This is a genomic window from Nocardia stercoris (genome assembly GCF_003696265.1).
Classification (GTDB): Bacteria; Actinomycetota; Actinomycetes; order Mycobacteriales; family Mycobacteriaceae; genus Nocardia; species Nocardia stercoris.
In genome coordinates, this window is the sequence record NZ_RFFH01000010.1 from 55,255 (window position 1) to 81,066 (window position 25,812).

Consider the following 25,812-nt stretch of genomic DNA (forward strand, 5'->3'; position numbering starts at 1 on the left):
CCCTATCCCGAGATCCGGAATCCGGGGTCGATGCCCCAGATGGCCAGGGTCAGACAGAGATTGGTGAAGACCATCACCACGATGACCACCTTGATCGCCCGGCCGGCCGCGACACCCACACCCTCGGGGCCACCGGTGGCCGCGTAGCCGTAGTAGCACTGGATGAACGTCGAGATCAGCACGAACACAACGACTTTGAGTAGCGAGAAGAACACGTCCGGGCCGAGCAGGAACTGGTAGAAGTAGTGCTCGTAGGTGCCGGCGGTCGTGCCGCCGAGCAGCAGCACCGCCACCTCGGTCGCCAGGTAGGCCACCGACAGCCCGATGGTGTAGAGCGGGATGATCGTCAGCGTGGCCGCGATCATGCGGGTCGACACCAGGTACGGCAGCGGCCGGATCGCGATCGACTCCAGTGCGTCGATCTCCTCGCAGATCCGCATCGAACCCAGCTGTGCGGTGAACCGGCAGCCGGACTGGATGGCGAACGCGAGGGCGCCCAGGATGGGCGCGAGCTCACGGGTGGTGGCGAATCCGGAGATGGCGCCGGTGAGCGGGCCCATGGTCAGCAGGTTCAGCGCCGTGAAGGACTCCATGCCGACCGTGATGCCGCCGAAGGCGCACAGGATGACCACGACCCCGACCGTGCCGCCGCCGACCACCAGCGACCCGTTTCCCCAGCCGACGTCGGCCACCAGCCGGGCCACTTCCTTGCGATAGTGCTTGAGCGCGAACGGAATCGCGAACAGTGCGTCCAGAAAGGTGAGCGCCTGGTGGCCCAGTTCCTGGTTCATGCGCAGGGGCACCGCGAGCGCGCGGCCCAGGGACCGCCAGGGCCGCACGAGCGGCGGAACGTAGCTGCTGCTCACCTCACACCACCTTCGAGGGGAAGAAGGTGTTGTACAGCTGGGTCAGCACGATGTTGGTGGCGAACAGCATCAGCGCCGAGCTGACCACCGCGGAGTTCACCGAGTTCGCGACCCCGCTCGGGCCGCCCTTGGTGTGCAATCCGGTATCGCAGGCGATGACGGCGGTGAGCAGCCCGAAGATCATGGCCTTGACCAGTGCGAGCAGCAGGTCGTCGGCCACCGCGAACGAGGCGAACGAGCCGATGAACGAGCCCGGCGTGCCGTGCTGGGCGAAGACGTTGAACGCGTACGCGGTGGCGAAGCCGACGAAGACCACGAAGCCGCACAGCAGCATGCTGACCAGGACCGCAGCCGCCAGCCGGGGCGCGACCAGCCGGCGGACCGGATCCACGCCCATCACCATCATGGCGTCGATCTCCTCACGGATGGTGCGGGAGCCCAGGTCGGCGCAGATGGCCGAGCCGACGGCGCCGGCGATCATCAGCGAGGTGACCAGCGGCGCGCCCTGCCGGATGATGCCCAGGCCGGCCACCGCGCCCACGAAGGTCGTCGCGCCCACCTGATTGACCAGGGCGCCGACCTGGATGGATACCACCACCGCGATCGGGATGGCCACGAATACCGTGGGCGCGGCCGAGACGCCGGTCATGAACGAGCACTGCCGGATGAATTCCCGGTAGGGGAAACGTCTCTGGAGCACCGCGAGGACCAGTTGGGTGATCGCCTCGCGTCCGAGCAGGACCTGGCGGCCCAGGGTCTCCAGGGAGCGCTGTGGGTGGTCGCGCCACAGGGCGGTGCCGGCGGTGACGACCCGGCGCACCTCGGTACCGGGTGCGTCGGGTGGTGGTGCCGGTTCGATCGCGGTCATCGCGCACCCCCGACCTGCCGGTGCGGTCCGGCCGCCGACCGGCGGTTCCCGGTCGCGTCGAGTGGGGAACTGCTGCGCTGGGCCTGCATGATGTGAATCCTTGTTCTCGTGCGATCGATCCACTTGGCGTTCGGTGCCGCTGGCCTGCCGGCGATCTGTCGGGCACGACCGTCCGGGCGGCTGAAGTGGTTGATCATTTCAGTACGGGGGCGAGCACGATCCAGACCGCGGCCACGCCCGCGACGACGGCGCCGAGCGTCGCGCCCCACAGGCCGAATTGGACTGTGGGATGGACCTTTCGGCGCCCGGACAGAATGTCCAGCGTGACCGTGCCGAGGTCTATGAGCCAGACCAGCAGCATCATCGGGCCGCGCACCCGTCGGCCGGGCCGGGCGCTGCGGTGGCCGGCGGGCGGTGCGGTGGTCTGTCGAGCCGGTGGAACATGGTGGAGCCGATCCTTCCGAGTGCGGTCGAGGTCGGTATGTTAATGCAGATTCTGCACACCTGCCGATCGAAGTGGGCGGAATTCGGAGAATTCGCGACCGGTGGTTTCGGTTCCGTCCGCTCGCCGGGCCGATCGGCCGGGTCCGCGATAAGTTACTGACCATTCTCGCGCTGTGCGGTGAATCGTGGCATCATCGCTCTGTCGAAAGAACGGGAGAGGCAATGACATCCGCAGCGAGCCGGCCCCGGGAACCGCTGACCACCGAGCAGACCCGGATCCACATCTCGGCCGAGCGCCGCATCGCACCGGGCCGGGAGGTCCGGCTCCGCGACGCCCTCGACTTCTGGCAGTTCGCCGGCGCCGCGGCCAATGTCGCCATGCAGATGGCCCGGCCGGGCGTGGGCTACGGCGTCGTCGAGAGCACCGTCGAATCCGGCTCGCTCATGGCACATCCCTGGAAGCGGGCCCGCACCACCACGCAGTACCTCGCCGTCGCCATCCTCGGCAGTGAGCAGGAGAAGCGGCGCTTCCGCGAGGCGGTCGACGTCGCCCACCGCCGGGTGCACTCGGCGCCGGGAGCGCCGGTGCGCTACAACGCCTTCGACCGCAACCTGCAACTGTGGGTCGCGTGCTGCCTCTACATCGGCTTCGAGGACGCCTACCAGCTGCTCAACGGGAAACTCGATGCCGCGCAGGCCGAACTCTTCTATCAGAGCTCGCCCGCGCTGGCGACCACCCTGCAGGTTCCGGCCGACCTGTGGCCCGCCACCCGCGCCGAGTTCCAGGACTACTTCAATTCCGCTGCCGCACTGGCCGTTCCGGACGAGATCGTCCGGAACTACGTCGACGACCTGCTGAACCTGCGGATGATCGCCTGGCCGCTGCGCGTGCTGTTCGGCGACCTGCTGAAGTTCCTCACGATCGGCTTCCTCGGCCCGTACTTCCGCGATCAGTACCGGGTCGAATGGCGGGCCATCGACCAGCGCCGGTTCGACAACCTGTTCCGCTTCGTCGGCTTCGTGAACCGGTTCATCCCGCGCTTCGTGCGCTTCGGGCCGACCCTGCTGCTCATGGCCGACCTGCGCCGCCGCATCCGGCGCAGTCGCCCGATCATCTGATCGATGGCGAAAACGGTTGTGGGGCGGCCCGATAGGGGCGGCCCACAACCCGAGTAACAGGGCGCCCCCCCAGCTACACGGTCACGACGACCGTCTTGAGTAGCTTGTCGGCGAACGTCTGCCGCTTCTCGTCCCACAGCGGCCAGAACCAGCCGAGATAGCAAGGGATGCTGTCGACGATGTGGGCGATCCGGCGCACGAAGGCCATCCCGAACCCCATCACCTGGCCGTCCTGTTCGCGGATCAGCTTGATCCCCAACAGTTTCTTGCCCCAGGTCTGGCCGGTGGTGCCCTCCAGGTAGGTCAGGTACAGCCCCAGGCCGATCGCGACGATGTACCCGAGCGTGATCAGTGTCAGGCCGGCGCCGTTGATCGTGGTGATGCAGTTGCCTTCCGAGTCCACCCGGGTGCAGTCGGTCGAGCTGCCGACTCCGAACCCGATGCCGTACAGGATGCCGCTCGGGATGGCGACGATCAGGAAGTCGACCAGGAACGCGCCGACCCGGGCGAACCAGGTCGCGTAGTTGCCCGCGCCGAAGCCGGGTTCGGGGTAGCCGTATCCGGCCGCCGAATAGCCGGGCTGCGGGTATCCGGGCTGCCCGCCGTACTCGGGCTGCTGCGCGTACCCCGGCTGCTGCCCGTACCCCGGCTGCTGGCCGTACCCCGGCTGCTGGCCGTACCCCGGCTGCTGGCCGTACCCCGGCTGCTGGCCGTACCCCGGCTGCTGGCCATATCCAGGTTGCTGTCCGTACCCCGGTTGTTGCCCGTATCCGGGCTGCTGTCCGTATCCCGGTTGTTGCCCGTATCCGGGCTGTTGGCCGTATCCAGGTTGCTGTCCGTATCCGGGCTGTTGGCCGTATCCAGGTTGTTGCCCGTATCCGGGCTGTTGGCCGTATCCAGGTTGTTGTCCGTACCCCGGCTGCTGTCCGTACCCGGGCTGCTGGCCTCCGGGCGGCTGCTGTCCCTGTCCCGGCTGTGGCTCGTCGTGTTGCGGCTGCTCTCCTGGCGGCGGCGGCGGATACCCGCCGGGCTCAGGTTGCTGCGGATCGTTCGGGTCCTCTGGGTTGCTCATGCGTAGCCTCCGGGTCGGTGGGGCGGCGAGTCGAGCGGGTGACCGATTGCTCACACTAGCGCGACCGGTGGCGGATTCCGGTCATGCTGGAACGTGCCGCAGCGCCGCGGCTACGCGCCCTTGCGGGCCTTGTGCGCCGTCTTCTTCGCCGGCGCCTTGGCGGCCTTCTTCGCGGGTGCCTTGGCCGTCTTCTTGGCGGCCTTCTCGGCCGTCTTCTTGGCGGGCACCTCCTTGCCCGCCGCCTCCAGGCTGCGCCGCAGCGCCGCGACCAGGTCGACCACCTCGGCATCGGCCTGGGCCGGGGCGGCCGCCTCGGCATGCTTGACCGTGCCGCCCGCCGCGATGGCCTCGTCGAGCAGGCGCTGCAGCTCGATCTGGTACTCGTCGGTGTACTCGTCGGGGTCGAAGTCGCCGGACATGCTGTCCACCAGCGTCTCCGCCATGGCGATCTCCTGCGGCTTGGGTGCGGTGGCGTCGTCGAGCACGGGGAATTCCGCCGCGCGGACCTCGTCGGGCCACAGCAGGGTCTGCAGGACCAGGACGCCGTCGCGCACCCGCAGCGCCGCCAGCCGGGTCTTCTGCCGCAGCGTGAAGTGCACCAGCGCGAGGCGGTCCACCTGCGCCAGCGTGGTGGCCAGCAGGACGTACGCCTTGGGGGTGTTCGAGTCCGGTTCCAGGTAGTAGCTCTTGTCGAACAGGATCGGCTCGATCTGCTCGCTCGGGACGAACTGCAGCACCGGGATCTCGTGTCGTTCGGCCGCGGGCAGCTTGGCGAAATCGGCGTCGGTGAGGATCACCACGTCACCGTCGGGTGATTCGTAAGCCTTGTCGATATCGGCGTAGGGGACCGATTCGCCGCAGACCGTGCATTTGCGGTCGTATCGGATGCGGCCACCGTCCGCGGCGTGGACCTGGTGGAACCGGATGTCGTGGTCCTCGGTGGCCGTGTAAACCTTGACCGGCACGTTGACCAGACCGAATGCGATGGAACCCTTCCAGATGGATCGCACCCCTCGATGGTAGGTGCCCGCGCAAGCGATACCAGGCAAAACGCCCCAGCAATGTCCGTTATGTCACGTTCGTGGACCCGGGGGCGGCCGGTCGGCTCGTCCCCTCCTGCCCGGCGAGCCGGCGAGCCGCTCCCCGGGCAGCCGGACGGTGCCGCCCCACTGCCCGGGGTCCGCGCCGTTCCAGGGAAGCTATCGTCGCTCGCCGCCGATCCGTTCCACCCGAGAGCGAATTCGGTCGCGGGACTACACAATCGGGCCCATAGCGGTCATCAGGGTTCGGCGCAGTCGCGGTGGGACCGTGCCGAACAGCGCGGCCATCGTGGCCGCGGTTCCGGGCAGGTCGGCGCGGCCGGACAGGTAGGCCCGCTGCCGCTGAGTGGGCAGCGCGAAGAACGCGTCGAAGAAGACCGGGACGTCGGCGGGGGACAGTCGCAGCAGAGCGCGCAGTCCGGCCAGGCGCAGCGCGTGCACCGCTCGGGTCGCCGGGGTCGCGGCGGGCGCACCGCCGGCGACGGCGTCGGCGGCCGCCAGCACGGGGCCGACGCTGTATCCGGTGGCGGGATGGATGTAGGCGCCGGCGGCCCCGAACCGGTTCGCGCCCGGACGCGCTCCCTGGACCGGGAAACGGACCTGCTCGACGGGAATATTGTTGTCCGGCACCGTGATTCCGCGCCGTTCCAGTCGGGCCAGCAGGCGTCGCCGTAGCTCGTTCGCGGACAGCGCGGGCCGCCCGGCCAGGCAGGTCTCCTCATAGAGCATGCGGCCGCCGCCGAGCGGGATCGCGTAGAGGAACGTCGGTGTCGTGTCCGGCGCGGCACCGTTGTCGGCCCGCCAGTCCATGAACAGCGCCTCGTCGTCGGCGGGCAGGCTCAATCCGTAGGCCGTCTGTTCGGCGCGGCCGGGTGCCCGCCCGAGTCCGCGGGCGTCGACGACCCGGGCGGCCGTCAGCTCCCGGCCGTCGTGCAACCGGACCGCCGCCGGCCGCCCGCGGCGCGCGGCGGTGATCCGGACGGCACGGCCGCGGATCGTGCCGGGCGCGGGAATCGTCAGCGCGTCCTGCAGTGCGCCGGTATCGAGCACGGCGTACGGCCGGTCGAGCACCGCGCGGCGGGTGCCCCACACCACCGGGCGGCCCACGGTCGCGGCGACCACGTGCCCGGGCAGCCAGTGCGGCAGATCATCTGTCCAGGTGGCGTACGTGGCCGCCCACCGCCGGTCCGGCCTGGGGTCGACGGCGATCACCCGCATCCCGTGCACAGCTGCGCGGTGTGCCAGTGCCCGCCCCGCCGGGCCGAGTCCGCACACCAGGAGATCGGCGATCATGACGGCGATTGCATCACAGTCCAGTTTCGGTAAGGTTCAGCTAGCCCGTGACGTGCCCGCATCGGGTGGGGAGCGGCCGGGTGATGGAAGGTAGCTAAGCAGATGACGTATCCGCCCGGCTTCGGGAGCGGCTCCGACGACCAGGGCGGTCAGCCACAACCCGATTGGAGCATGGCTCCCTCGAGCAACGGTGTGTGGGGCGCTCCCGTCGCGACCCTGGCCGACCCGGCGCCGCGCGCCGCCTGGGGTGAGCAGTCCGACCCGGACGGCTGGCCCGCGCATCTGCCCCCGCCCCCGCCGCAGCGGGTGGACTCCACCTGGAACGAGCCGAAGGCCGCGCCGGCCGCCGGAGCCGACGACCTCGGCGCGCCCCCGAAGGCGAAGCCCGCGGTCATCGCCGCGATGGTGGTGGGCCTGGTGGCCATGATGGCCGCCGCCACCGGTGTCGTCGTGGCCATCAGCCACAGCCACATTCGCGGCAACGCCGCCCAGTCCGCGGCGCCGACCACCACGGCACTGGTTCCGGCCACCTCGACCGTGGCGCCGGTACCGACCACCACCCCGGCGCCGCCCGCGCGGTTCAGCTTCACCGAGCAGGCCAAGGACTGGGACATCACCAAAGAGGACACCACGCTGCACGCGGAATGGGTGGAGGGCATCGACCACCCCGACTGCGGCGAGATCGACGCGAGCGGCAAGCTGGCGGCGCTGGGCTGTCAGTACGCGGCGGAGATGGTGTACCGCGGCGAGGGCGGCGACCTCATGATCACCGAGTTCGTGCTGGGCATGGGTACGCCGGAAGCGGCGACCGAAGCGGCGGCCCCCGGGCAGCTGGCCGATACGGACATCGTCCTGCGCCCCGAGAGCTACATCTCCGACTACGGCAACGGCGGCGCGAGCCGGTGGAAGGCCGACGCCCAGGGCAGTTTCGTGGTCTACACCGTCGTCACCGCCGACTCCTACGTCAGCGAGGACACCGTGGACAAGTACGAGCGCTTCCGCCACACGGACACGATGTCCTCGCTGATGGTGCGTTAGGCGCCGAGACCACCGGTTGCCAGCAGGCCGCCGTCGACGGACACCACCTCACCGGTGATCCAGCTCGCCCGGTCGCTCGCCAGGAAGGCGACCAGGGCGGCGACATCCTCGGGCGCGCCCAGGCGCTTCATCGGGTAGGCGGCGGCGATGGCCTCGTCGCCGGCCGAGTACAGCGCCTCGGCGAATTTCGTCTTCACCACCGCCGGGGCGACCGCGTTGACGCGGATGGCGGGGCCGAGCTGCCAGGCCAGTTCCGCCGTGAGCCGGATGACCGCGGCCTTGGACGCGCCGTACGCGCCGATCACGCCGGTCGAGCGGATACCCGCGACGCTGGCCACGTTGACCACCGCGCCGCCGTGGTCACGCATCCACCCGTGATAGGCCAGCTGCGTATAACCCAGTGCGGCAACGACATTGACGTCGAAGATCTTGCGCACGGCCGCCAGGTCGGCATCCATGAGCGAGCCGTACACCGGATTGATGCCCGTGTTGTTGATCAGAATGTCCAGCGCGCCGAATTCGCCGATGGCGGCGTTCACCTGGTCGGCGCGGGCCTGCTCGTCGCCGGCGTTGCCCGCCACCGCGACCACCCGGCCCGGATGCCCGAGGTCCCGCAGTGCGCGCGCGGCCTCCTCGAGCGGTTCGGGTTTGCGGGCCGTGATGAGCACGTTCGCGCCCTGTGCGAGTAGTTCCGCTGCGATCGCGGCGCCGATGCCCCGGCTCGCGCCGGACACCAGAGCGGATTTCCCTGTCAGTTCACCCATGCTCGAAAGCTACCCCAGGAGCGAGCTGAGCGAGCGGTAGATAGGTGAGGGTGTCCGGGCGAGATCGACGTGCTCGAGAGCACCCCGAGGCGGGGCGGGTGCGGGCTCGGTGAGCGGGTAAAATCGGCTTTTCGTGTGTGCCCATCGGGGTACACGACCCCCTGCCCACGAGGAGTTTGTCTGTGATCACCGCGACCGACCTGGAGGTCCGGGCCGGAATCCGTACCCTGCTCACCGCGCCCGGCTCGGCGCTGCGGGTGCAGGCCGGCGACCGGATCGGGCTGGTCGGGCGCAACGGCGCCGGCAAGACCACCACGCTGCGCATCCTCGCGGGCGAGGGCGAGCCCTACGCGGGCACGGTGACCCGGTCCGGTGACCTCGGCTATCTGCCGCAGGACCCCCGCGAGGGCAATCTCGACGTGCTGGGCAAGGACCGGGTGCTCTCGGCCCGCGGCCTGGACAGCCTGCTGCGCGAGATGGAGAAGGCGCAGGCGCTGATGGCCGAAGCGGTCGACGAGACGGTGCGTGACAAGGCCGTTCGCAAGTACGGTCAGCTCGAGGACCGGTTCGCCGCGCTCGGCGGTTACGTCGCCGAGAGCGAGGCGGCCCGCATCTGCAACAGCCTGGCCCTGCCCGAGCGCGCGCTGGAGCAGCCGCTGCGCACCCTGTCCGGCGGTCAGCGCCGGCGCATCGAGCTGGCCCGGATCCTGTTCTCCGCTTCCGACGGCAGCGGCGGCAAGTCCGACACCACGCTGCTGCTCGACGAGCCCACCAACCACCTCGACGCCGACTCGATCACCTGGCTGCGCGGCTTCCTGCAGAACCACGACGGCGGCCTGATCGTCATCTCCCACGATGTGGAGCTGCTCGAGGCCGTGGTGAACAAGGTGTGGTTCCTCGACGCGGTGCGCGGCGAGGCCGACATCTACAACATGGGCTGGAAGAAGTACCTCGACGCGCGTGCCACCGACGAACAGCGCCGCGTCCGTGAGCGCGCGAACGCCGAGAAGAAGGCGTCCGCGCTCAAGCAGCAGGCCGCCAAGCTCGGTGCGAAAGCGACGAAAGCCGCTGCGGCACACCAGATGGTGCGGCGTGCCGAGAAGCTGATGGCCGAGCTCGACGATGTGCGTGTGGCCGACAAGGTGGCGCGGATCCGGTTCCCCGAGCCCGCGCCGTGCAGCCGCACACCGTTGATGGTGAAGGACCTGACCAAGCTCTACGGCTCGCTGGAGATCTTCACCGGCGTGAACTTCGCGGTCGACAAGGGCAGCCGGGTCGTGGTGCTGGGGCTCAACGGTGCCGGTAAGACCACGATGCTGAAGCTGCTGGCCGGGGTGGAGACCCCGACCGCGGGCGGTGTCGAGCAGGGCCGCGGCCTCAAGGTCGGCTACTTCGCGCAGGAGCACGACACCCTCGACGATCAGGCCACGGTGTGGGAGAACATCCGGCACGCGTCGCCCGACGCCGGTGAGCAGGAACTGCGAAGTCTGTTGGGCGCCTTCATGTTCTCCGGTCCGCAGCTCGAGCAGCCGGCCGGCACGCTGTCCGGTGGTGAGAAGACCCGGCTCGCGCTGGCCGGACTGGTGTCCTCGGCGGCGAACGTGCTGCTGCTCGACGAGCCGACCAACAACCTCGATCCGGTCTCGCGCGAACAGGTGCTCGACGCGCTGCGCAGTTACGCCGGTGCCGTGGTGCTGGTGACGCACGACCCGGGTGCCGCCGAGGCGCTGAACCCGGAGCGGGTGATCATGCTCCCCGACGGTACCGAGGACCACTGGTCGCAGGACTACCTGGAGCTGATCCAGCTCGCCTGAGTGCGTCAGGGCCGGAGGCGGCAGCGAAGCGTAACCACGCAGGCCCAGCACTCGGGCGCGATGTCACTGCCCGAGTGCGTCAGTACGGTCGTGAGTGGTGCACTCCGAACCCTGCAGTGGACTCTTTCGTGATACGAATCACAACTGGGCGTTGATCACGAAGGTACGAGTGTCTAGCCTGGAATGAGGCTGCAGGGCAACCGGAGGAAGCCATGAGTGACAGGCCCGCACAAGGGAAGTCCACATTGACCAAGGGCACACGCGTCACGGGGAAGTCGAGAGACCGTCTCCAGACTCAGCTCAAGAAGCAATACGAGGCCGGCGCGAGCATTCGATCGCTCGCACGCGAAACCGGCCGTTCGTACGGGTTCATTCACAACGTGCTGGTGGAGTCGCACGTGCAACTCCGCAGCCGCGGTGGTGCGAATCGGCGCAAGGCCGCCCCGGCGAAATAGCGTCCGCCCTCACACTGTGGCGTCGCCGCAGACGAGGAAATTCGCCAGACTGGCGACGATGGGCAGTCCCGTCTTGATCTCCAGATACGCGAACTGGCCCTGCGGGTTCACCTCGAGGAAGTAGTGCTCGCCGTCCGCGCCGAGCCGGATGTCGACCACGCCGAAGGCCAATCCCAGCGTTCCCATCAGGGTGGACAGCGACCGGCTGACCGCGGCGGGCAGCCGGTCCGGTGCGAAGTCCACCGTGGTGTCCAGGCGGGAATCCACCCGCCCCGCACCCGATTGCGAATCGATTCGTACCGTCCACTCCGTGCCGTCGATCCAGACCACACGCAGATCGCAGGCAGCCTCGATGTAGTCCTGGAACGTGGTCGGAGTGCTGCGGATCGTGTCGAGCCGGTCGAGGTCGGGCTCGGAAACCACACGCGTTTCGGAGAATTCGGCACGACCGGTGCCGGTGCGCTTGTAGATCACCGCGCCGGACCGGGATTTCACGAACCGGCGGGCTTCCTCGGGATCGTTGGTGACCAGGGTCTCGGGGATGCGCAGGCCGGCGTGGACGGCCGCCTCGAGCTGGACCAGTTTGCGGGTCGCGGTGCGGTCGGCACCGGGGTCGTTGACCCACACCGCGGGCATCGACCAGAGCAGACCCTGCAGGAATCCGTCGCATTCGGCTTGCCGGAATTCGTTGTCGGCGCTGCGGATTCCGGTCGGCACCCGGCAGCGGTGCGGCCGCCGCCACCAGACCGCGCCGACGCCGTCGAGCCCGAGCACGTGGGACAGGGTGCGTTCGGAGCGGCTGGCACCGATGCGGAATGTGCCGCTCTCGGTGGGGAAGTCGCGCATGTCGAGCCGAATCGGGTCGATTCCGTGCCGGTCTCGCATGACGGCGGCGACCGCGTCGGCGTGCAGGTCGCCGGTTTCGGTGACGATCAGCACCGAGCCCGGCTGTCGTTGTGGCATCCGGGGGCCCTCAGTCGAGGCTGTCGCAGGCCGCGCCGTCGTCGCTGTGCGCGTACGAGCGGGTCTGCAGGAACGTCATGGTGGCGCCGGGGACGCCGGGCCGGGTGTCGAGTCGCATTCTGCGCAGCCAGGTTTCGGTGAGTCCGCGCAGCGCGTCGTCGCCGGGGGTGACCGAAGGCTGTGGTGCCAGCGTCATCGGGCGTTCGGTGAGTTCGACGCGCAGGCGCCGGGTGTAGTCGGCCATGGCGCCCGGGCGGATTCGCACCGACACCTCGCGGCCGCCGGTCCGGCGGGCGGGGTCGGTGTGCTCGCCGTCGGTGACGTCGAGGACGTCGGATCGGTCGAATGTCCAGGTGCCTTCGCCGACCCGCAGGCTGATCGCGGTATCGGTCTCGGCCACCAGATAGCCAGATAGTGGCGGTACGGCCCGATCGGTCTCTGGAACGCGATGGGGGGTGGTGATTGTCATGGTTGCTCCGATCTGCTCGGTGTTTGCCATGTAATCCGGGTGGAGTGGATCATAGCCCGCCTGGCGGCCGGAACGGTGAACATCGACAGATTTGCTGAGCGCGCAGATTGTCCGAATTGATCTAGCTATGAAGGGCTTTCGGGAACGATTCGGGCGCGACAGCATCCTCCGAGCTAATGATTGCTAAGAGGTTGCTGAAGTCGCGGACCAGAGCTGTTTCAGAATCGGCTCACAGCCGTTCGAGCAGTTGGGGATCATCACTGAGCCGCAGGAAAGCGGCGCGCGCGTCCGGGAGCAGTTTGCGGGCGGTGAGATCCATGACGCCGCAGACAACGCTGATCTCCGCGGAGAGCCGGCCGTCGGCCTTGCGGATCTCCTGCTCGAACCGAAAGACCTTGCCCTCGCCCCAGATCGGCGTGCACGTCACGGTGATCTCGTCGCCGATCCGCAGCTCACCGCGGTATTTGATGTTCTGCTCCAGCACGATCGGGGCCGTGCCACCGCCCACCACCGTCTGGTCGATCCCGATACTGCTCAGATATTCCCACCGGGCGTGTTCCGCGTACTTCGGGTACACCGACTGGTTCACGTGGCCGAGCGAATCGAGTTCGTAACCGCGCACGCGGATCTGGACAGAAAAGGTCATGCAACGTCCAACGACCTGGCGGAATGCCGAATTCCGGACCCGGTGGTGGGCTGCGACACATCAGCGCGCGGTGCGGACCGAGGCTTCGACCAGATCCAGTACGGCCTCCAGATTGTCCCCGGCGTGACCCGAGGCGATCCGCGCGATCAGCCCGTCCAGCACCAGATCCAGATAACCGAGCAGCACATCGGTGGGCACGTCGTCACGCAGTGCGCCGGCCGCCTTGCGGCGTTCCAGGCGGGCCAGTGTGGCAGCGGTCAATTCGGCTGACCGCTGCGTCCAACCGGCCGCGAACTCGGGGTCGGTGCGCAGCCGGCGCGCGATCTCGAGCCGGGTGCCCAGCCAGTTGTACTGGGCCGGATTGGCGAGCATCTCGCGCATCACCTGCACGATGCCCTGATTGGCCGCGACATCGGCCATCCGCTCGGCGTCCTCCTGGGCCAAGGCCAGGAACAGCGCGTCCTTGTCGCGGAAGTGATGGAAGATCGCCCCCCGGGACAGGCCGATGGCCTCCTCCAGGCGGCGCACGGTGGCGCCCTCGTAACCGAATTCGGCGAAACAGCGGCGCGCGCCGTCGAGGATCTGACTGCGCCGGGCGGCGAGATGGTCGTCACTGACCTTCGGCATGAATTCCTCCCACGGTAGATACGCCGACCCCCGCCCCGGTGTCGACACCGGAGCGGGGGCAGAGCGTTGTGCGAGCCGCGAAATCCCTTCCGGGACTTAGCCGGCGGCGATCATGTTCCGCAGCACATACTGCAGGATGCCGCCGTTGCGGTAGTAGTCCGCCTCACCGGGGGTGTCGATGCGCACGACCGCGTCGAAGACGACCTTCTCGCCGTTCTCCTTGGTCGCGGTGACCTTCATGGTCTCCGGCGTGACGCCCTCGTTCAGCTTGGTGATGCCCTCGATGTCGAAGACCTCGGTGCCGTCCAGACCCAGCGACGCGGCCGACTGGCCGGCCGGGAACTGCAGCGGCACAACGCCCATGCCGATCAGGTTCGAGCGGTGGATGCGCTCGAAGGACTCGGTGATGACGGCCTTCACACCCAGCAGGCGGGTGCCCTTGGCGGCCCAGTCACGCGAGGAACCCGAGCCGTACTCCTTACCACCCAGCACGACCAGCGGGATGCCCGCGGCCTGGTAGTTCAGCGAGGCGTCGTAGATGAACGCCTGCGGGCCACCGGGCTGGGTGAAGTCACGGGTGTAACCACCCGAGACGTCGTCGAGCAGCTGGTTGCGCAGCCGGATGTTGGCGAAGGTGCCACGAACCATGACCTCGTGGTTACCACGCCGCGAGCCCAGCGAGTTGTAGTCCTTGCGCTCCACGCCGTGGGCGTCGAGGTACTGCGCGGCCGGGGTGCCCGGCTTGATCGGACCGGCCGGGGAGATGTGGTCGGTGGTGACCGAGTCGCCCAGCAGCGCCAGCACGCGGGCGCCCTTGATGTCCTCGACCGGGGCCGGGGTCAGCGGCATGCCGTCGAAGTACGGCGCCTTGCGCACGTAGGTCGAGTCCTCGTTCCACGCGAAGGTGTTGCCCTCCGGGGTGTCCAGGTTCTTCCAGCGCTCGTCGCCGTCGAAGACGGTGGCGTAGGACTTGCGGAACATGTCCTGGCTGATCGCCGACTTGATGGTGTCGTCGATCTCCTGGGCCGAGGGCCAGATGTCCTTCAGGAACACCGGCTTGCCGTCGGTGTCGAAGCCCAGCGGCTCGGTCTCGAAGTCGAAGTCCATCGTGCCCGCGAGCGCGTACGCGATGACCAGCGGCGGCGAGGCCAGGTAGTTCATCTTGACGTCGGGGGAGATGCGGCCCTCGAAGTTACGGTTACCCGACAGCACCGCAGTCACCGCGAGGTCGTTGTCGTTGATGGCCGCGGAGATCTCCTCCGGCAGCGGGCCGGTGTTACCGATACAGGTGGTGCAACCGAAACCGCCCACGTAGAAGCCGAGCTTCTCCAGGTACGGCCACAGGCCGGCCTTCTCGTAGTAGTCGGCGACGACCTGCGAGCCGGGCGCCATGTTGGTCTTGACCCACGGCTTGCTCTCCAGGCCCTTCTCGACCGCGTTGCGGGCCAGCAGGGCCGCACCGATCATGACCGACGGGTTGGAGGTGTTGGTGCAGGAGGTGATGCCGGCGACCACCACGGCACCGTGGTCCAGCACGAACTCGCCGCGCTCGGACTTGACCTCGATCGGCTTGTGCGGGCGGCCGTTGGCGTCCGAGATGGCGGCCGAGTCCGACGCCGGGAAGGTCTCCTCCAGCGCCTCGTCCAGCGAGCCGTGGCCCTCGACGTAGTTCAGGATGTCCTTGCGGAACGCGGACTTCGAGTCGCTGAGCAGGATGCGGTCCTGCGGGCGCTTCGGGCCGGCGATCGAGGGGACCACGGTGCTCAGGTCGAGCTCCAGGTACTCCGAGTACTGCGGCTCGTGGTCGGCGTCGTGCCACATGCCCTGCTCCTTGGCGTACGCCTCGACGAGCGCGAGCTGCTCGTCGCTGCGGCCGGTGAGGCGCAGGTAGTTGATGGTCTCGCCGTCGATCGGGAAGATCGCTGCGGTGGAACCGAATTCGGGGCTCATGTTGCCCAGGGTGGCGCGGTTGGCCAGCGGCACCTCGGCGACGCCCTTGCCGTAGAACTCGACGAACTTGCCGACCACACCGTGCTTGCGCAGCATGTCGGTGACGGTGAGCACGACGTCGGTCGCGGTCACGCCCGGCTGGATCTCACCGGTGAGCTTGAAGCCGACGACGCGCGGGATCAGCATGGAGACCGGCTGGCCCAGCATGGCGGCCTCGGCCTCGATGCCACCGACACCCCAGCCCAGCACGCCCAGGCCGTTGACCATGGTGGTGTGCGAGTCGGTGCCGACGCAGGTGTCGGGGTAGGCCTGGCCGTTGCGGACCATGACGGTGGGGGCCAGGTACTCGATGTTGACCTGGTGCACGATGCCCATGCCCGGCGGGACGACCTTGAAGTCGTCGAAGGCGCCCTGGCCCCAGCGCAGGAACTGGTAGCGCTCGCCGTTGCGCTCGTACTCGAGCTCGACGTTGCGCTCCAGCGCGTCCGCGCGGCCGAAGACGTCCAGGATCACCGAGTGGTCGATGACCATGTCGGCGGGGGACAGCGGGTTGACCTTGTTCGGGTCGCCGCCGAGGGTGGCGACGGCCTCACGCATGGTGGCGAGGTCGACCACGCAGGGCACACCGGTGAAGTCCTGCATGATGACTCGGGCCGGGGTGAACTGGATCTCGATGCTCGGCTGGGCGGTGGGGTCCCAGTTGGCGATCGCTCGGATGTGGTCGGCGGTGATGTTGGCGCCGTCCTCGGTACGCAGCAGGTTCTCGGCGAGAACCTTCAGGGCGTAGGGCAGCTTCTCGGTGCCGGGCACGGCAGCGAGGCGGAAGATCTCGTAGGACTGATCTCCGACCTCGAGGGTGCCCTTGGCGCCGAAGGAGTCGATGCTCGTCATAAGTTCAGCTCCACTCGTCGTTGTCTGTTTGGCGAGGCCGGCCTGCGGCGGGGCTGTGCCGAGGAGGCCTGGTCGAGGGCGCAGTCTGGGCTGTGCGCCTCGTGATTCGAGCCTAACAGTACGCTTGTCCTGTGAAATACCCGGGGGACGTGGTGCGCGTGCCGTGCAAGTATCCCGCATCGGCGCGGCGACCGGCACCGCGCCCGGGAGCCGGGAACGAAGCCGCCGCCATGGTCCGGAGCGGCATCGCGGCTGTGGTCATGAGCGGGACCGCCGCTGTGGTCATGAGCGGCGCCGTCGCTGTGGTCATGAGCGGGACCGCTGCGGTGGTCGCGTAGAGTGCTCGCAGCCCCTCCCCGACGATCCGGATGGACGATGACCGCCTCGCACACCTCGGTTCTCCTGCCCTGCGCCGCAGAGTTCTACCGACCTTCGGCTGCGCCCCTGCTGGCCCAGTTCGTGCGCCCCGCGGCCACCGAGATCCCGCCGGACGTCCACATCACCGCGATTCTGGCGGAACTGGCCGAGGGCGACCATGTCGCGGCTCCGGCCGGCAAGAAGCACGACAAGCTGGTGGCCATCGCCGCCGACGCCCGCGAGCACGGCATCGACCTCAGTATCGTTGTGGTGCCGGGCAATCCGGCTCGCGACTCCGATCTGCGTGATGTCGCGACCACGGTCGGCCAGAGCGTGCACGGCACCGTGGCGGTGTTCAGCGACGACTGGGTCGGGACCTACAGCGATTCGATCTCGCGGGCCCGCCTGGAGTGGGCCGAGGACGGCGCCAAGTACACCGGCGGCCGCTCCGACGACGCCGCCCGGACCTTCGTCTCCCACCTCGAGCGTCCCGACCACATGTCGTGGCCGGCGGTGACGACGGTGCTGGTCGCCGGAACCGTGCTCGTGGCCGGCGGACTGCGCTGGGTCAAGGCGCGGCGGGCCGCGGCCCCCGCCTGACCCTTCCGCCTTTCGGTACACCGCGCTCGCGATGAGCGCGCGATCCGTCGGGCCTGCACCTGCCCGCCAGCGGCGCATTTCCGCGCCCGGCCGCAGCCAATTCGGACAGTACGTGACGACCGGTTCGTTTCTCTCGAGCAATTCCACACCGATATCCGGCAATTAGCCAGAAACGTACAAATTTCTCGCCTGTCGTGTCCGGAAAGGTGTTTTCCCAGCGACAAAAGTGCCGTACGGTCTGGAATGACACTCCTGGGGAAGGAGTGCCGAATGTGTCACCGGCGGATCTTGTTATCCATTGTTTCTGCTGGTGAGCATGAGGTGACGGCGAGCGGGCCAGCTTTCCCGTGGACGGGACGCCGGTGATTCCTCCCCCGGGGCGGCGACACGTCCTGGAGGTGTGAAGCGCATGTCCGTACGACGACCGGGGGGGTCGGTTCGGGTCGCTCTGGGGTTGCTGTTGTCGGGTCTGGTCACGGTCGTGGTGATGCCGTTGTCCGCCGCCGTGCCCCCGCCGCCCCCCAACCCCACTGACGGCGACATCGCCGCCGCCGGCGCCCAGGTACAGGCCTCGATCGGCCAGGTCGGCGACCTGATCAACCAGGTGGCCACCGCGCAGGCGCAACTGCAGCAGCTCGACGACGCGGTGGGCGCCCGCCGCGAGGCCGTGAACAAGGCGCTGGTCGACCTGCAGAACGCCCGCGCGGCCGCCGACGTCGCCGGTGCCGCCGCGGCGCAGACCCAGCAGGATCTCGCCGCCGCCGGCGACCGGGTCGACACCGTGCGCAAGGACTTCGACGCGGCCGCGCGCGAGTCCTATATGCGCCCCGGGACGCACTCGGTCCTGACCTATCTGTCCGGCGACGCCGCCGGATCCGATGTGGCACTGGACCGTTCGATGGTCATGAGCTCGGTCTCCAAGTCGCAGACCCAGGTCCTCGACGAGCTGCGGCGCGCCCAGCTCGACCAGGCCAACAAGGACTCCAGTGCCCGCGCCGCCAAAGAGGCCGCCGACTCCGCGGCCGCCGCGGCCGATGCCCAGCGGATCGCCGCGATCGCCGCGGTGAGCACCGCGCAGGCCGCCGCCGACCAGCAGGCGGCCAAGCGCAACGACCTCACCACCAAACGCGACTCCGCCCAGCAGCAGCTCGACGCCGCCCGCGACACGGTCTCGGGCCTGCAGGGCCAGCGCGACGCCTACCTGGCGTGGGACCGGCAGCGCCAAGCCGAGGAAGCGGCCGCCCGCGTCGCCGCCGCGCAGGCCGCGGCCCGAGTCGCCGCCGACCGCGCGGCCGCCGAGCGGGCCGCCCAGGCCGGATCCGGCCAGTACCCGCACACCCAGCTCGGCGCCGGCGGCGCGCACGGCAGCAAGACCGTGCCGACCCGGCCGTCCGGCAGCCGCAGCGACCTCATCGAAACGGTCGTCGACCGGGCCATGTCGCAGCTCGGGGTCACCTACTCCTGGGGTGGCGGCGACGAGGAGGGGCCGACCCTGGGCATCCACGACGGTGGCGTCGCCGACAGCTACGGCGACTACAACAAGGTCGGATTCGACTGTTCCGGCCTCATGGTCTACGCGTTCGCCGGTATCGGGGTGTCGCTACCGCACTACAGTGGGTACCAGTACCAGATGGGAACCCGGGTACCGGTCGGTGACCGCCAGCGCGGTGACATGCTGTTCTGGGGCTCCAACGGCAGCGAACACGTGGCCCTCTACCTTGGTGGCGGCCAGATGATCGAGGCGCCGGAATCCGGTGAGGTGGTTCGGGTGACGGCGGTGCGCGAAGGCGGCATCATGCCCTATGCGGTCCGCATCGTCACTTAGCGCGCAATCGAATTCGACGCCGTACGCGGGCCCGGAATCAGTGTTGTGCCGGGTCCGCTGCGGCAATTCTCAGCCACACCTGGAATAGTTGGGTCCAGCACGCACAGGACCAGAGCGAAAGCGGGGATTTTGGTGATTTCGACGGACGGTGTGAGCCCGGCGGCCACGGTGACCGACGCCGCGAAGCCGGCATCGGAAACACTCGAGCGCGACGTCGCCACCCTGGAACAGGCGATCTACGAAGTCAAGCGCGTCATCGTGGGCCAGGACCGCCTGGTCGAGCGCTTGCTGGTGGGTGTGCTTGCGCGCGGTCACGTGCTGCTCGAGGGTGTGCCCGGGATCGCGAAGACCCTCGCGGTCGAGACGTTCGCCCGTGTGGTCGGCGGGACGTTCTCCCGCGTCCAGTTCACCCCGGACCTCGTGCCCACCGACCTCGTCGGTACCCGCATCTACCGTCAGGGCCGCGAGGAGTTCGACACCGAACTCGGCCCGGTGGTCGCGAATTTCGTGCTCGCGGACGAGATCAACCGCGCGCCCGCCAAGGTGCAGTCCGCGCTGCTCGAGGTCATGGCCGAACGGCACGTCACCATCGGCGGCAAGACCTACCCGATGCCCGACCCGTTCCTGGTCATGGCCACGCAGAACCCGATCGAGAGCGAGGGCGTGTACCCGCTGCCCGAGGCGCAGCGCGACCGCTTCCTGTTCAAGGTGATCGTCGACTACCCCTCGGTGGAGGAGGAGCGCGAGATCATCTACCGCATGGGCGTCACCCCGCCCACCCCGCGCCGGATCCTGGAGCCCGCCGAGCTGAAGCGGCTGCAGGACGTGGCATCCGGGATCTTCGTGCACCACGCCCTGGTCGACTACGTGGTCCGGGTGATCGCCGCGACCCGCAACCCCGCCGAGTTCGGCCTGGCCGATGTGGCCGGCTGGGTCTCCTACGGCGCCTCGCCGCGTGCCAGCCTCGGCATCATCGCCGCGGCCCGCGCGGTGGCCCTGATCCGCGGCCGCGACTACGTGGTGCCGCAGGACGTCGTCGAGGTCATCCCGGACGTGCTGCGCCACCGGCTCGTGCTGTCCTACGACGCGCTCGCCGACGACATCAGCCCCGACGAGGTGATCCGCCGGGTGCTGCAGACCGTCGCCCTGCCGCAGGTCGCCGCCCAGGCCAATGCGCCTGCGCCGCAACCGGTTCCGGCCGCTCCCGCGGTGCCGGCCAACGGTCAGGCGGTCGCGGGCCCGGCCGGTCGGTGACCGCGGCGTCGAATCCGGGTGCACCGGTGACCACTGTGACCCACGCGCCGCCGTCGTTCCAGGCCGGGCAGCTGTCCGACCCGCGGCTGACCGCGGCGCTCAAGACACTCGAACTCACCGTGCGGCGCCGCCTCGAGGGCGTCCTGCACGGTGACCACCAAGGCCTGATCCCGGGACCGGGTTCCGAGCCCGGCGACGCCCGGCTCTATCAGCCCGGTGACGATGTGCGGCAAATGGATTGGTCGGTCACCGCCCGGACCACGCACCCGCACGTGCGGCAGATGATCGCCGACCGCGAGCTGGAGACCTGGCTGGTCGTCGACCTGTCGGCCAGTCTCGACTTCGGTTCGGCCGCGGTCGGCAAGCGCGATCTGGTGGTCGCCGCTGCCGCCGCGATCACCCATTTGACCAGCGGCGGCGGCAACCGGATCGGTGCCGTGATCGCCACCGGCGACCGGCTCTACCGGATCCCGGCACGCAGCGGCCGGATGCACGCCCAGACCCTGCTGCGCCGCATCGCCACCACGCCGCGCGCCGCCGACGGTGTGCGCGGCGACCTGCGCGGCGCCATCGAGTCGCTGCGCCGACCGCAGCGCAAACGTGGTCTGGCCGTAGTGATCTCGGACTTCCTCGGCGAGATCGACTGGCAGCGTTCGCTGCGCGCCATCTCCGGCCGCCACGACCTGCTGGCGGTGGAGATCCTCGACCCGCTGGACCTGGATCTGCCCGATGTCGGCGATGTGGTGCTGCACGACCCGGAGACCGGTCACACCCGCGAATTCACCGTGACCAACAGTCTGCGGGCGGATTTCGCGCAGGCCGCGGGCCTGCACCGGGTCGAGGTGGCGCAAGCGCTGCGGGGCTGCGGTGCCCCGGTGATGAACCTGCGGACCGACCGGGACTGGATCTCCGACGTCGTCCGATTCGTGTCCACCCGGCGCCACACCCTGGGCGCCACGAGCGGGCGGGTGCCCAGGCAGTGAGCACGCGACAGTGAGCATTTCCCACTTCACCAACGCGATCTGGCTGACCTTCCTGGTCGCCGTCGGGGCGATCGCGGTGCTGTACCTGGTGGTGCAGCGGCGGCGCAAGCGGCACATGCTGCGCTTCGCCAATATGGAGGTCCTGGAACGGGTCGCGCCGAAGGGGCCGAGCCCGTGGCGGCACGCGCCGGTCGCGTTGCTGCTGGCCGGGCTGATGCTGCTGACGGTCGCCGCGGCCGGGCCGCAGGCGGCCAAGCAGGTACCGCGCAATCGCGCCACCGTCATGTTGGTGATCGACGTGTCGCTGTCGATGGAGGCCACCGATGTGCCGCCGTCGCGGATCGATGTGGCGCGCAAGGCCGCCAGCCAGTTCGTCGACGGACTGACCCCCGGGATCAACCTGGGCCTGGTCACCTTCGCCGGGACCGCCTCGGTGCTGGTGTCGCCGACCACGAATCGGGAGGCGGTCAAGCACGCCATCCAGACGATGAAGCTGGCCGAGCGCACCGCGACCGGTGAGGGCATCTTCAGCGCCATGCAGGCCATCGACACCCTGGGTTCGGTGCTCGGTGGCGCGGAGACGCCGCCGCCGGCCCGGATCGTGCTGATGTCCGACGGCAAGCAGACGGTGCCCGACGACAAGGACACCGAGAATCCCCGGCACGGTTTCGTCGCCGCCCGGCTGGCCAAGGAGAAGGGCATCCCGGTCTCCACCATCTCGTTCGGCACGACCTGGGGGACGGTGAGCATTCCCGACCAGGACGGGAAGGGCACCCAGACCGTCCGGGTGCCGGTCGACGACGACGCGCTCAAGCACATCGCCGACCTCTCCGGCGGCGAGTTCTTCACCGCGTCCTCGCTGGAGGAACTGTCGAGTGTGTACGCGACGCTCGACAAGCAGATCGGCTACGAGATGCAGATGGGTGACGCGAGCCGGCCGTGGCTACTGCTGGGTCTGCTGGTCTCCGCTGCGGGCGTGGTGACCGGGTTGCTCTATCGTCAACGGCTGCCGTAACGCACGGTAATTCGGCACCCGGACGCGACCCACACCCACAACCAGATAGGTTTACGCGCATGTCGAACATCACATCCCGTTCTGTCCTCGTGACGGGCGGCAACCGGGGCATCGGCCTCGCGGTAGCCCAGCGCCTGCTCGCCGACGGCCACAAGGTCGCTGTCACGCACCGTGGTTCGGGTGCGCCGGAGGGCCTGTTCGGGGTCAAGTGCGATGTCACCGACACCGAGTCGGTCGACCGGGCCTTCACCGAGGTCGAGCAGCACCAGGGCCCGGTCGAGGTGCTGGTCGCCAATGCCGGTATCACCGACGACACCCTGCTGATGCGCATGACCGAGGAGCAGTTCACCAAGGTTCTCGACGCCAACCTCACCGGTGCGTTCCGCTGCGCCAAGCGCGCCAACCGGGCCATGCTGCGCGCCCGCTGGGGCCGGATGATCTTCCTGGGTTCGGTGGTCGGCATGGCCGGCCAGGCCGGTCAGATCAACTACGCGGCCTCGAAGGCCGGTGTCATCGGCCTGGCGCGCTCGGTCACCCGCGAGCTGGGTTCGCGCTCGATCACCGCCAACGTCGTGGCGCCCGGTTTCATCGAGACCGACATGACCGCGGATCTGCCGGACGACCTGCGCGAGATGGCGAAGAAGTTCATCCCGTTGCAGCGCGTCGGCCAGCCGGAGGAGGTCGCGGCCGTGGTCAGCTTCCTGGCCTCGGAGGACTCCCGGTACGTCTCCGGCGCGGTCATCCCGGTCGACGGCGGTATGGGTATGGGGCACTAGCTCCCACTGGGCCTCGGAACGACCGGGGCCACAACCCTTTCCGTCACCCCTGTAGCTCTTCTCGAGGAGAACCCCGAACCCATGACTGGACTGCTGGCCGGTAAGACCGTCCTGATCACCGGCATCATCACCGACTCGTCGATCGCGTTCCACGCCGCCAAGGTGGCGCAGGAGCAGGGCGCCAAGGTGCTCATCACCGGGATCCCGGAACGGCTGCGGCTGATCGACCGGATCGCCAAGCGGCTGCCGCAGGAGGTGCCGCCCGCGATCGGTCTCGACGTGACCAGCGAGGACGACCTGGCCGGTCTCGCCGACAAGCTGCGTGTGCTGGCGCCCGAGGGCATCGACGGTGTGCTGCACTCGATCGCGTTCGCGCCCCGCTCGATCATGGGCCCCGGTGCCGCCGCGTTCCTCGACGGCCCGGCGCCCGACGTCTCCAAGGCGTTCGAGATCTCCGCGTGGAGCTACGCCTCGCTCGCCCGCGCGGTGCTGCCGGTGATGAACGGCGGCGGCTCGCTGGTCGGCATGGACTTCGACCCGCGCACCGCGATGCCCTACTACAACTGGATGGGTGTGGCCAAGGCCGCGCTGGAATCGGTGAACCGGTACGTGGCGCGAGAGGTGGGCGCGGCGAAGAAGATCCGCTCCAACTTGATCGCGGCCGGCCCGATCAAGACCCTGGCCGCGAAGGCCATCGCGGGCACCGCGACCGACGACGCCAAGCAGCTCAGCCAGCTGGACACCTATTGGGACGGCGCCTCGCCGATCGGCTGGGACGCCGACGACCCGACCGTGGTCGCGAAGTCCATCGTCGCGCTGCTGTCGGACTGGCTGCCCGGCACCACCGGTTCGATCATCTACGTCGACGGTGGCGCCAGCCACAACACCTGGTTCCCGGAGAACTTCACCGGCAACTGATCTCGGGACGGCCGCCCGGTACCCGGTTCGGGTACCGGGCGGCCGTTCTCGGTGTTCGACGGCGTTTCACCTGGAGGTTGGCATGACCTACGACGCACTGTTGCTGCTGTCCTTCGGCGGACCGGAGCGGCGGGAGGACGTGATCCCGTTCCTGGAGAACGTGACTCGCGGGCGCGGGGTACCGCCGGAGCGGTTGGCCGAGGTCGCCGAGCACTACTACCACTTCGGCGGGGTGTCGCCGATCAACGCGGCCAACCGCGCGATCATCACCGCGATCGAAGCCGAGTTCCGGCGGCGCGGAATCGAGCTGCCGGTGTATTTCGGTAATCGCAACTGGCACCCGATGATCGAGGCCACGGTCGGCGAAATGGCTGGCGCCGGAATCGGTTCCGCGCTGGTGTTCCCGACCTCGGCGTGGGGTGGGTACTCGGGATGCCGACAGTACGACGAGGACATCGCCCGGGCGCGCACGGCGGTCGGCGCGGACGCGCCCGCCCTGACGAAACTGCGCCAGTACTTCGATCATCCGGCGTTGATCCACGCCTTCGAGGACGCGATCCGGGTGGCGGTCGAGGAGATCCCCGCGGATCGTCGCGACGATATCCGCCTGGTGTTCACCGCCCACTCGATCCCCGACGCGGCCGATATCGCCGCCGGCCCGCCCGCCGACGGTGGCCGCCTCTACAGCCGACAGGTCGCCGAGGCCGCCCGATTGTGTGCCGCCGGAATCGGTTTCGCGGAATACGATGTGGTCTGGCAGTCGCGTTCCGGTCCGCCGCAGGTGCCGTGGCTGGCCCCCGACATCCTCGATCACCTCGACGCGCTGGCCGCCGACGGTGTGCGCGCGGTCGTGGTGTGCCCGGTCGGCTTCGTCTCCGACCATCTCGAGGTGATCTGGGACCTCGACAACGAGGCGAGCGCGCGAGCCGCCGAGCACGGGATGGCCTTCGCGCGCGCCGCCACCCCCGGCACCGACCGGCGCTTCCCGGAACTGGTCGCCGACCTGGTGGAAGAGCATCTTTCCGGCGCCGAACCGAAGCGTCTGGGCGCGGTGCCCGGCTACGGCTGCACGGTCGACGGCGCGTTGTGCGCGGTCGGCTGCTGCGAACCGGCCCGGCGGCGGCCGCCGGGCGCGACGCAGCCCGGCTGATCCTCGGATCGGGCGACCGTCGGCGCCGCCGCTGCCGGTGCGCTTCGTTCAGTGATGCGCCGGTGTGCGGGTTGCCATCGGTTGGGCGGCCGGCCTGCGGTACAGGAACCCGTGCAGGAGCCGCACCCACACACTCCAGCGGGCGGGTGTCGCCGGTGGGTGGCCGACGGCGGTGGCGGTGCGGTCCAGGAGTTCCTCGATGACCGCGTCGTGGCACCAGCGGATGACCAGGGCCCAGGCGAGGCGGCCGGTGAGGTTGCGCGGGCGGGCGACGACGATGTGCCGGACCAGGCAGCGGTCCGGTCCGAGGTCGAGGATGTCGAAGGCGTGCCAGCCGTCGAACGGGGTGCGCGGGCCGAAGGCGAATTCGGCGCGGCGTCCGGTCTGATAGGCGGTGCAGGAGTAGCGGATTCGGCCGTGGCCGCCGTCCGCACCGACCGCGAGCGGGCGGTCCAGGACCATCGGCGGCCAGTTCGGTGTGGGCCAGAGCGGATTGCCGGGTTCGGCGACGCCGTCGAGCAGCGGGCCGACCCGGGTGGCGGGGACGGGCAGGACGCGCTGATGCGAATTGCAGATCATGGTCACCCTCTTCCATACGGCACCGTACGGTGCTGT

Annotated in this window: 26 protein-coding genes; 13 read left to right on the forward strand and 13 right to left on the reverse strand. The window is 69.1% G+C overall.

The features are described from left to right. Positions 1–2 precede the first annotated feature (2 nt). From EBN03_RS21990 to EBN03_RS34625, 3 genes are all read right to left on the reverse strand, one after another. Positions 3–866 (reverse strand): ABC transporter permease, encoded by an 864-nt coding sequence (locus EBN03_RS21990; RefSeq protein WP_122189992.1) that lies wholly within the window; start codon positions 864–866, stop codon positions 3–5. A 1-nt stretch (position 867) separates the two neighbouring features. Further along, positions 868–1,734, reverse strand: a complete 867-nt coding sequence (locus EBN03_RS21995) for an MlaE family ABC transporter permease (protein WP_122189993.1) — start codon at positions 1,732–1,734, stop codon at positions 868–870. Between the two features lie 193 nt (positions 1,735–1,927). Beyond that, on the reverse strand, positions 1,928–2,098 hold the full coding sequence (locus EBN03_RS34625) for a hypothetical protein (RefSeq protein ID WP_199742911.1): 171 nt from the start codon (positions 2,096–2,098) through the stop codon (positions 1,928–1,930). A gap of 302 nt (positions 2,099–2,400) precedes the next feature. Between EBN03_RS34625 and EBN03_RS22005 the strand changes: the two genes are divergently transcribed. Beyond that, positions 2,401–3,297 carry an oxygenase MpaB family protein gene (locus EBN03_RS22005; protein WP_122189995.1) on the forward strand — a complete coding sequence of 299 codons (897 nt, stop codon included), beginning with the start codon at positions 2,401–2,403 and terminating at the stop codon, positions 3,295–3,297. Between the two features lie 73 nt (positions 3,298–3,370). On the opposite strand, the gene EBN03_RS22010 is transcribed toward EBN03_RS22005, so the two are convergent. The 3 genes from EBN03_RS22010 to EBN03_RS22020 form a co-directional block, all read right to left on the reverse strand. Beyond that, positions 3,371–4,369 (reverse strand): RDD family protein, encoded by a 999-nt coding sequence (locus tag EBN03_RS22010; protein WP_199742912.1) that lies wholly within the window; start codon positions 4,367–4,369, stop codon positions 3,371–3,373. Positions 4,370–4,479: 110 nt separating this feature from the next. Continuing rightward, positions 4,480–5,379 carry a non-homologous end joining protein Ku gene (gene ku / locus EBN03_RS22015; protein ID WP_122189996.1) on the reverse strand — a complete coding sequence of 300 codons (900 nt, stop codon included), beginning with the start codon at positions 5,377–5,379 and terminating at the stop codon, positions 4,480–4,482. A gap of 243 nt (positions 5,380–5,622) precedes the next feature. Beyond that, positions 5,623–6,702: a lycopene cyclase family protein gene (locus tag EBN03_RS22020; RefSeq protein ID WP_122189997.1), complete on the reverse strand. Its 1,080-nt coding sequence runs from the start codon at positions 6,700–6,702 to the stop codon at positions 5,623–5,625. Between the two features lie 102 nt (positions 6,703–6,804). Here EBN03_RS22020 and EBN03_RS22025 point away from each other — a divergent pair, with 102 nt between their 5' ends. Next, positions 6,805–7,740, forward strand: a complete 936-nt coding sequence (locus tag EBN03_RS22025) for a hypothetical protein (protein WP_147471664.1) — start codon at positions 6,805–6,807, stop codon at positions 7,738–7,740. Here the strand turns inward: EBN03_RS22025 and EBN03_RS22030 are convergent. Beyond that, positions 7,737–8,504: an SDR family oxidoreductase gene (locus EBN03_RS22030; protein WP_122189999.1), complete on the reverse strand. Its 768-nt coding sequence runs from the start codon at positions 8,502–8,504 to the stop codon at positions 7,737–7,739. The genes EBN03_RS22025 and EBN03_RS22030 overlap by 4 nt on opposite strands. Before the next feature lie 182 nt (positions 8,505–8,686). Between EBN03_RS22030 and EBN03_RS22035 the strand changes: the two genes are divergently transcribed. Together EBN03_RS22035 and EBN03_RS35185 are read left to right on the forward strand one after the other, a co-directional pair. After that, positions 8,687–10,318 carry an ABC-F family ATP-binding cassette domain-containing protein gene (locus EBN03_RS22035; protein ID WP_122190000.1) on the forward strand — a complete coding sequence of 544 codons (1,632 nt, stop codon included), beginning with the start codon at positions 8,687–8,689 and terminating at the stop codon, positions 10,316–10,318. Positions 10,319–10,530: 212 nt separating this feature from the next. Then, positions 10,531–10,773 carry a helix-turn-helix domain-containing protein gene (locus EBN03_RS35185; RefSeq protein ID WP_122190001.1) on the forward strand — a complete coding sequence of 81 codons (243 nt, stop codon included), beginning with the start codon at positions 10,531–10,533 and terminating at the stop codon, positions 10,771–10,773. Positions 10,774–10,782: 9 nt separating this feature from the next. Here EBN03_RS35185 and EBN03_RS22045 read toward each other — a convergent pair whose 3' ends face one another. The 5 genes from EBN03_RS22045 to acnA form a co-directional block, all read right to left on the reverse strand. After that, entirely contained in the window at positions 10,783–11,736 is a 954-nt protein-coding gene (locus tag EBN03_RS22045) for an MvdC/MvdD family ATP grasp protein (RefSeq protein ID WP_122190002.1), read from the reverse strand. A 10-nt stretch (positions 11,737–11,746) separates the two neighbouring features. Beyond that, entirely contained in the window at positions 11,747–12,205 is a 459-nt protein-coding gene (locus tag EBN03_RS22050) for a hypothetical protein (protein ID WP_122190003.1), read from the reverse strand. Between the two features lie 229 nt (positions 12,206–12,434). Next, positions 12,435–12,851, reverse strand: coding sequence for an acyl-CoA thioesterase (locus EBN03_RS22055; RefSeq protein ID WP_122190004.1), 417 nt, complete (start codon positions 12,849–12,851; stop codon positions 12,435–12,437). A 60-nt stretch (positions 12,852–12,911) separates the two neighbouring features. Next, positions 12,912–13,478 carry a TetR/AcrR family transcriptional regulator gene (locus EBN03_RS22060; protein ID WP_122190005.1) on the reverse strand — a complete coding sequence of 189 codons (567 nt, stop codon included), beginning with the start codon at positions 13,476–13,478 and terminating at the stop codon, positions 12,912–12,914. A gap of 96 nt (positions 13,479–13,574) precedes the next feature. Continuing rightward, positions 13,575–16,319, reverse strand: coding sequence for an aconitate hydratase AcnA (acnA, locus tag EBN03_RS22065; protein WP_122190006.1), 2,745 nt, complete (start codon positions 16,317–16,319; stop codon positions 13,575–13,577). 131 nt (positions 16,320–16,450) lie between these two features. On the opposite strand from acnA, the gene EBN03_RS33810 reads away from it, so the two are divergent. From EBN03_RS33810 to EBN03_RS22105, 9 genes are all read left to right on the forward strand, one after another. Then, positions 16,451–16,657 carry a hypothetical protein gene (locus EBN03_RS33810; RefSeq protein ID WP_147471665.1) on the forward strand — a complete coding sequence of 69 codons (207 nt, stop codon included), beginning with the start codon at positions 16,451–16,453 and terminating at the stop codon, positions 16,655–16,657. A gap of 37 nt (positions 16,658–16,694) precedes the next feature. Next, positions 16,695–17,276 carry an Rv1476 family membrane protein gene (locus EBN03_RS22070; protein ID WP_122190007.1) on the forward strand — a complete coding sequence of 194 codons (582 nt, stop codon included), beginning with the start codon at positions 16,695–16,697 and terminating at the stop codon, positions 17,274–17,276. A 409-nt stretch (positions 17,277–17,685) separates the two neighbouring features. After that, a complete protein-coding gene (locus tag EBN03_RS22075; protein ID WP_122190008.1) occupies positions 17,686–19,101 on the forward strand; it encodes an NlpC/P60 family protein in 1,416 nt (471 codons plus the stop codon). Positions 19,102–19,251: 150 nt separating this feature from the next. Further along, positions 19,252–20,355 carry an AAA family ATPase gene (locus EBN03_RS22080; RefSeq protein ID WP_407671212.1) on the forward strand — a complete coding sequence of 368 codons (1,104 nt, stop codon included), beginning with the start codon at positions 19,252–19,254 and terminating at the stop codon, positions 20,353–20,355. A gap of 26 nt (positions 20,356–20,381) precedes the next feature. After that, the gene (locus tag EBN03_RS22085) at positions 20,382–21,338 is read left to right on the forward strand and encodes a DUF58 domain-containing protein (RefSeq protein WP_122190092.1); all 957 of its coding nucleotides are present in this window, start codon (positions 20,382–20,384) and stop codon (positions 21,336–21,338) included. A 10-nt stretch (positions 21,339–21,348) separates the two neighbouring features. Next, a complete protein-coding gene (locus EBN03_RS22090) occupies positions 21,349–22,353 on the forward strand; it encodes a VWA domain-containing protein (RefSeq protein ID WP_122190009.1) in 1,005 nt (334 codons plus the stop codon). A 59-nt stretch (positions 22,354–22,412) separates the two neighbouring features. Then, on the forward strand, positions 22,413–23,129 hold the full coding sequence (gene fabG1 / locus EBN03_RS22095) for a 3-oxoacyl-ACP reductase FabG1 (protein ID WP_122190010.1): 717 nt from the start codon (positions 22,413–22,415) through the stop codon (positions 23,127–23,129). An 81-nt stretch (positions 23,130–23,210) separates the two neighbouring features. Then, the gene (inhA, locus tag EBN03_RS22100) at positions 23,211–24,047 is read left to right on the forward strand and encodes an NADH-dependent enoyl-ACP reductase InhA (protein WP_122190011.1); all 837 of its coding nucleotides are present in this window, start codon (positions 23,211–23,213) and stop codon (positions 24,045–24,047) included. An 82-nt stretch (positions 24,048–24,129) separates the two neighbouring features. Next, positions 24,130–25,197 carry a ferrochelatase gene (locus tag EBN03_RS22105; protein WP_122190012.1) on the forward strand — a complete coding sequence of 356 codons (1,068 nt, stop codon included), beginning with the start codon at positions 24,130–24,132 and terminating at the stop codon, positions 25,195–25,197. Between the two features lie 48 nt (positions 25,198–25,245). Here EBN03_RS22105 and EBN03_RS22110 read toward each other — a convergent pair whose 3' ends face one another. Continuing rightward, positions 25,246–25,776: an SRPBCC family protein gene (locus EBN03_RS22110; protein ID WP_122190013.1), complete on the reverse strand. Its 531-nt coding sequence runs from the start codon at positions 25,774–25,776 to the stop codon at positions 25,246–25,248. Positions 25,777–25,812: the final 36 nt, after the last annotated feature.

Excerpts from the sequence above, each read along its gene's own strand:
- EBN03_RS21995 (WP_122189993.1), bottom strand. The coding sequence starts at position 1,734 with ATGACCGCGATCGAACCGGCACCACCACCCGACGCACCCGGTACCGAG.
- EBN03_RS34625 (WP_199742911.1), bottom strand. The coding sequence starts at position 2,098 with ATGATGCTGCTGGTCTGGCTCATAGACCTCGGCACGGTCACGCTGGAC.
- EBN03_RS22005 (WP_122189995.1), top strand. The coding sequence starts at position 2,401 with ATGACATCCGCAGCGAGCCGGCCCCGGGAACCGCTGACCACCGAGCAG.
- EBN03_RS22010 (WP_199742912.1), bottom strand. The coding sequence starts at position 4,369 with ATGAGCAACCCAGAGGACCCGAACGATCCGCAGCAACCTGAGCCCGGC.
- EBN03_RS22020 (WP_122189997.1), bottom strand. The coding sequence starts at position 6,702 with ATGATCGCCGATCTCCTGGTGTGCGGACTCGGCCCGGCGGGGCGGGCA.
- EBN03_RS22025 (WP_147471664.1), top strand. The coding sequence starts at position 6,805 with ATGACGTATCCGCCCGGCTTCGGGAGCGGCTCCGACGACCAGGGCGGT.
- EBN03_RS22030 (WP_122189999.1), bottom strand. The coding sequence starts at position 8,504 with ATGGGTGAACTGACAGGGAAATCCGCTCTGGTGTCCGGCGCGAGCCGG.
- EBN03_RS35185 (WP_122190001.1), top strand. The coding sequence starts at position 10,531 with ATGAGTGACAGGCCCGCACAAGGGAAGTCCACATTGACCAAGGGCACA.
- EBN03_RS22045 (WP_122190002.1), bottom strand. The coding sequence starts at position 11,736 with ATGCCACAACGACAGCCGGGCTCGGTGCTGATCGTCACCGAAACCGGC.
- EBN03_RS22050 (WP_122190003.1), bottom strand. The coding sequence starts at position 12,205 with ATGACAATCACCACCCCCCATCGCGTTCCAGAGACCGATCGGGCCGTA.
- EBN03_RS22055 (WP_122190004.1), bottom strand. The coding sequence starts at position 12,851 with ATGACCTTTTCTGTCCAGATCCGCGTGCGCGGTTACGAACTCGATTCG.
- EBN03_RS22060 (WP_122190005.1), bottom strand. The coding sequence starts at position 13,478 with ATGCCGAAGGTCAGTGACGACCATCTCGCCGCCCGGCGCAGTCAGATC.
- acnA (WP_122190006.1), bottom strand. The coding sequence starts at position 16,319 with ATGACGAGCATCGACTCCTTCGGCGCCAAGGGCACCCTCGAGGTCGGA.
- EBN03_RS22070 (WP_122190007.1), top strand. The coding sequence starts at position 16,695 with ATGACCGCCTCGCACACCTCGGTTCTCCTGCCCTGCGCCGCAGAGTTC.
- EBN03_RS22075 (WP_122190008.1), top strand. The coding sequence starts at position 17,686 with ATGTCCGTACGACGACCGGGGGGGTCGGTTCGGGTCGCTCTGGGGTTG.
- fabG1 (WP_122190010.1), top strand. The coding sequence starts at position 22,413 with ATGTCGAACATCACATCCCGTTCTGTCCTCGTGACGGGCGGCAACCGG.
- inhA (WP_122190011.1), top strand. The coding sequence starts at position 23,211 with ATGACTGGACTGCTGGCCGGTAAGACCGTCCTGATCACCGGCATCATC.
- EBN03_RS22105 (WP_122190012.1), top strand. The coding sequence starts at position 24,130 with ATGACCTACGACGCACTGTTGCTGCTGTCCTTCGGCGGACCGGAGCGG.
- EBN03_RS22110 (WP_122190013.1), bottom strand. The coding sequence starts at position 25,776 with ATGATCTGCAATTCGCATCAGCGCGTCCTGCCCGTCCCCGCCACCCGG.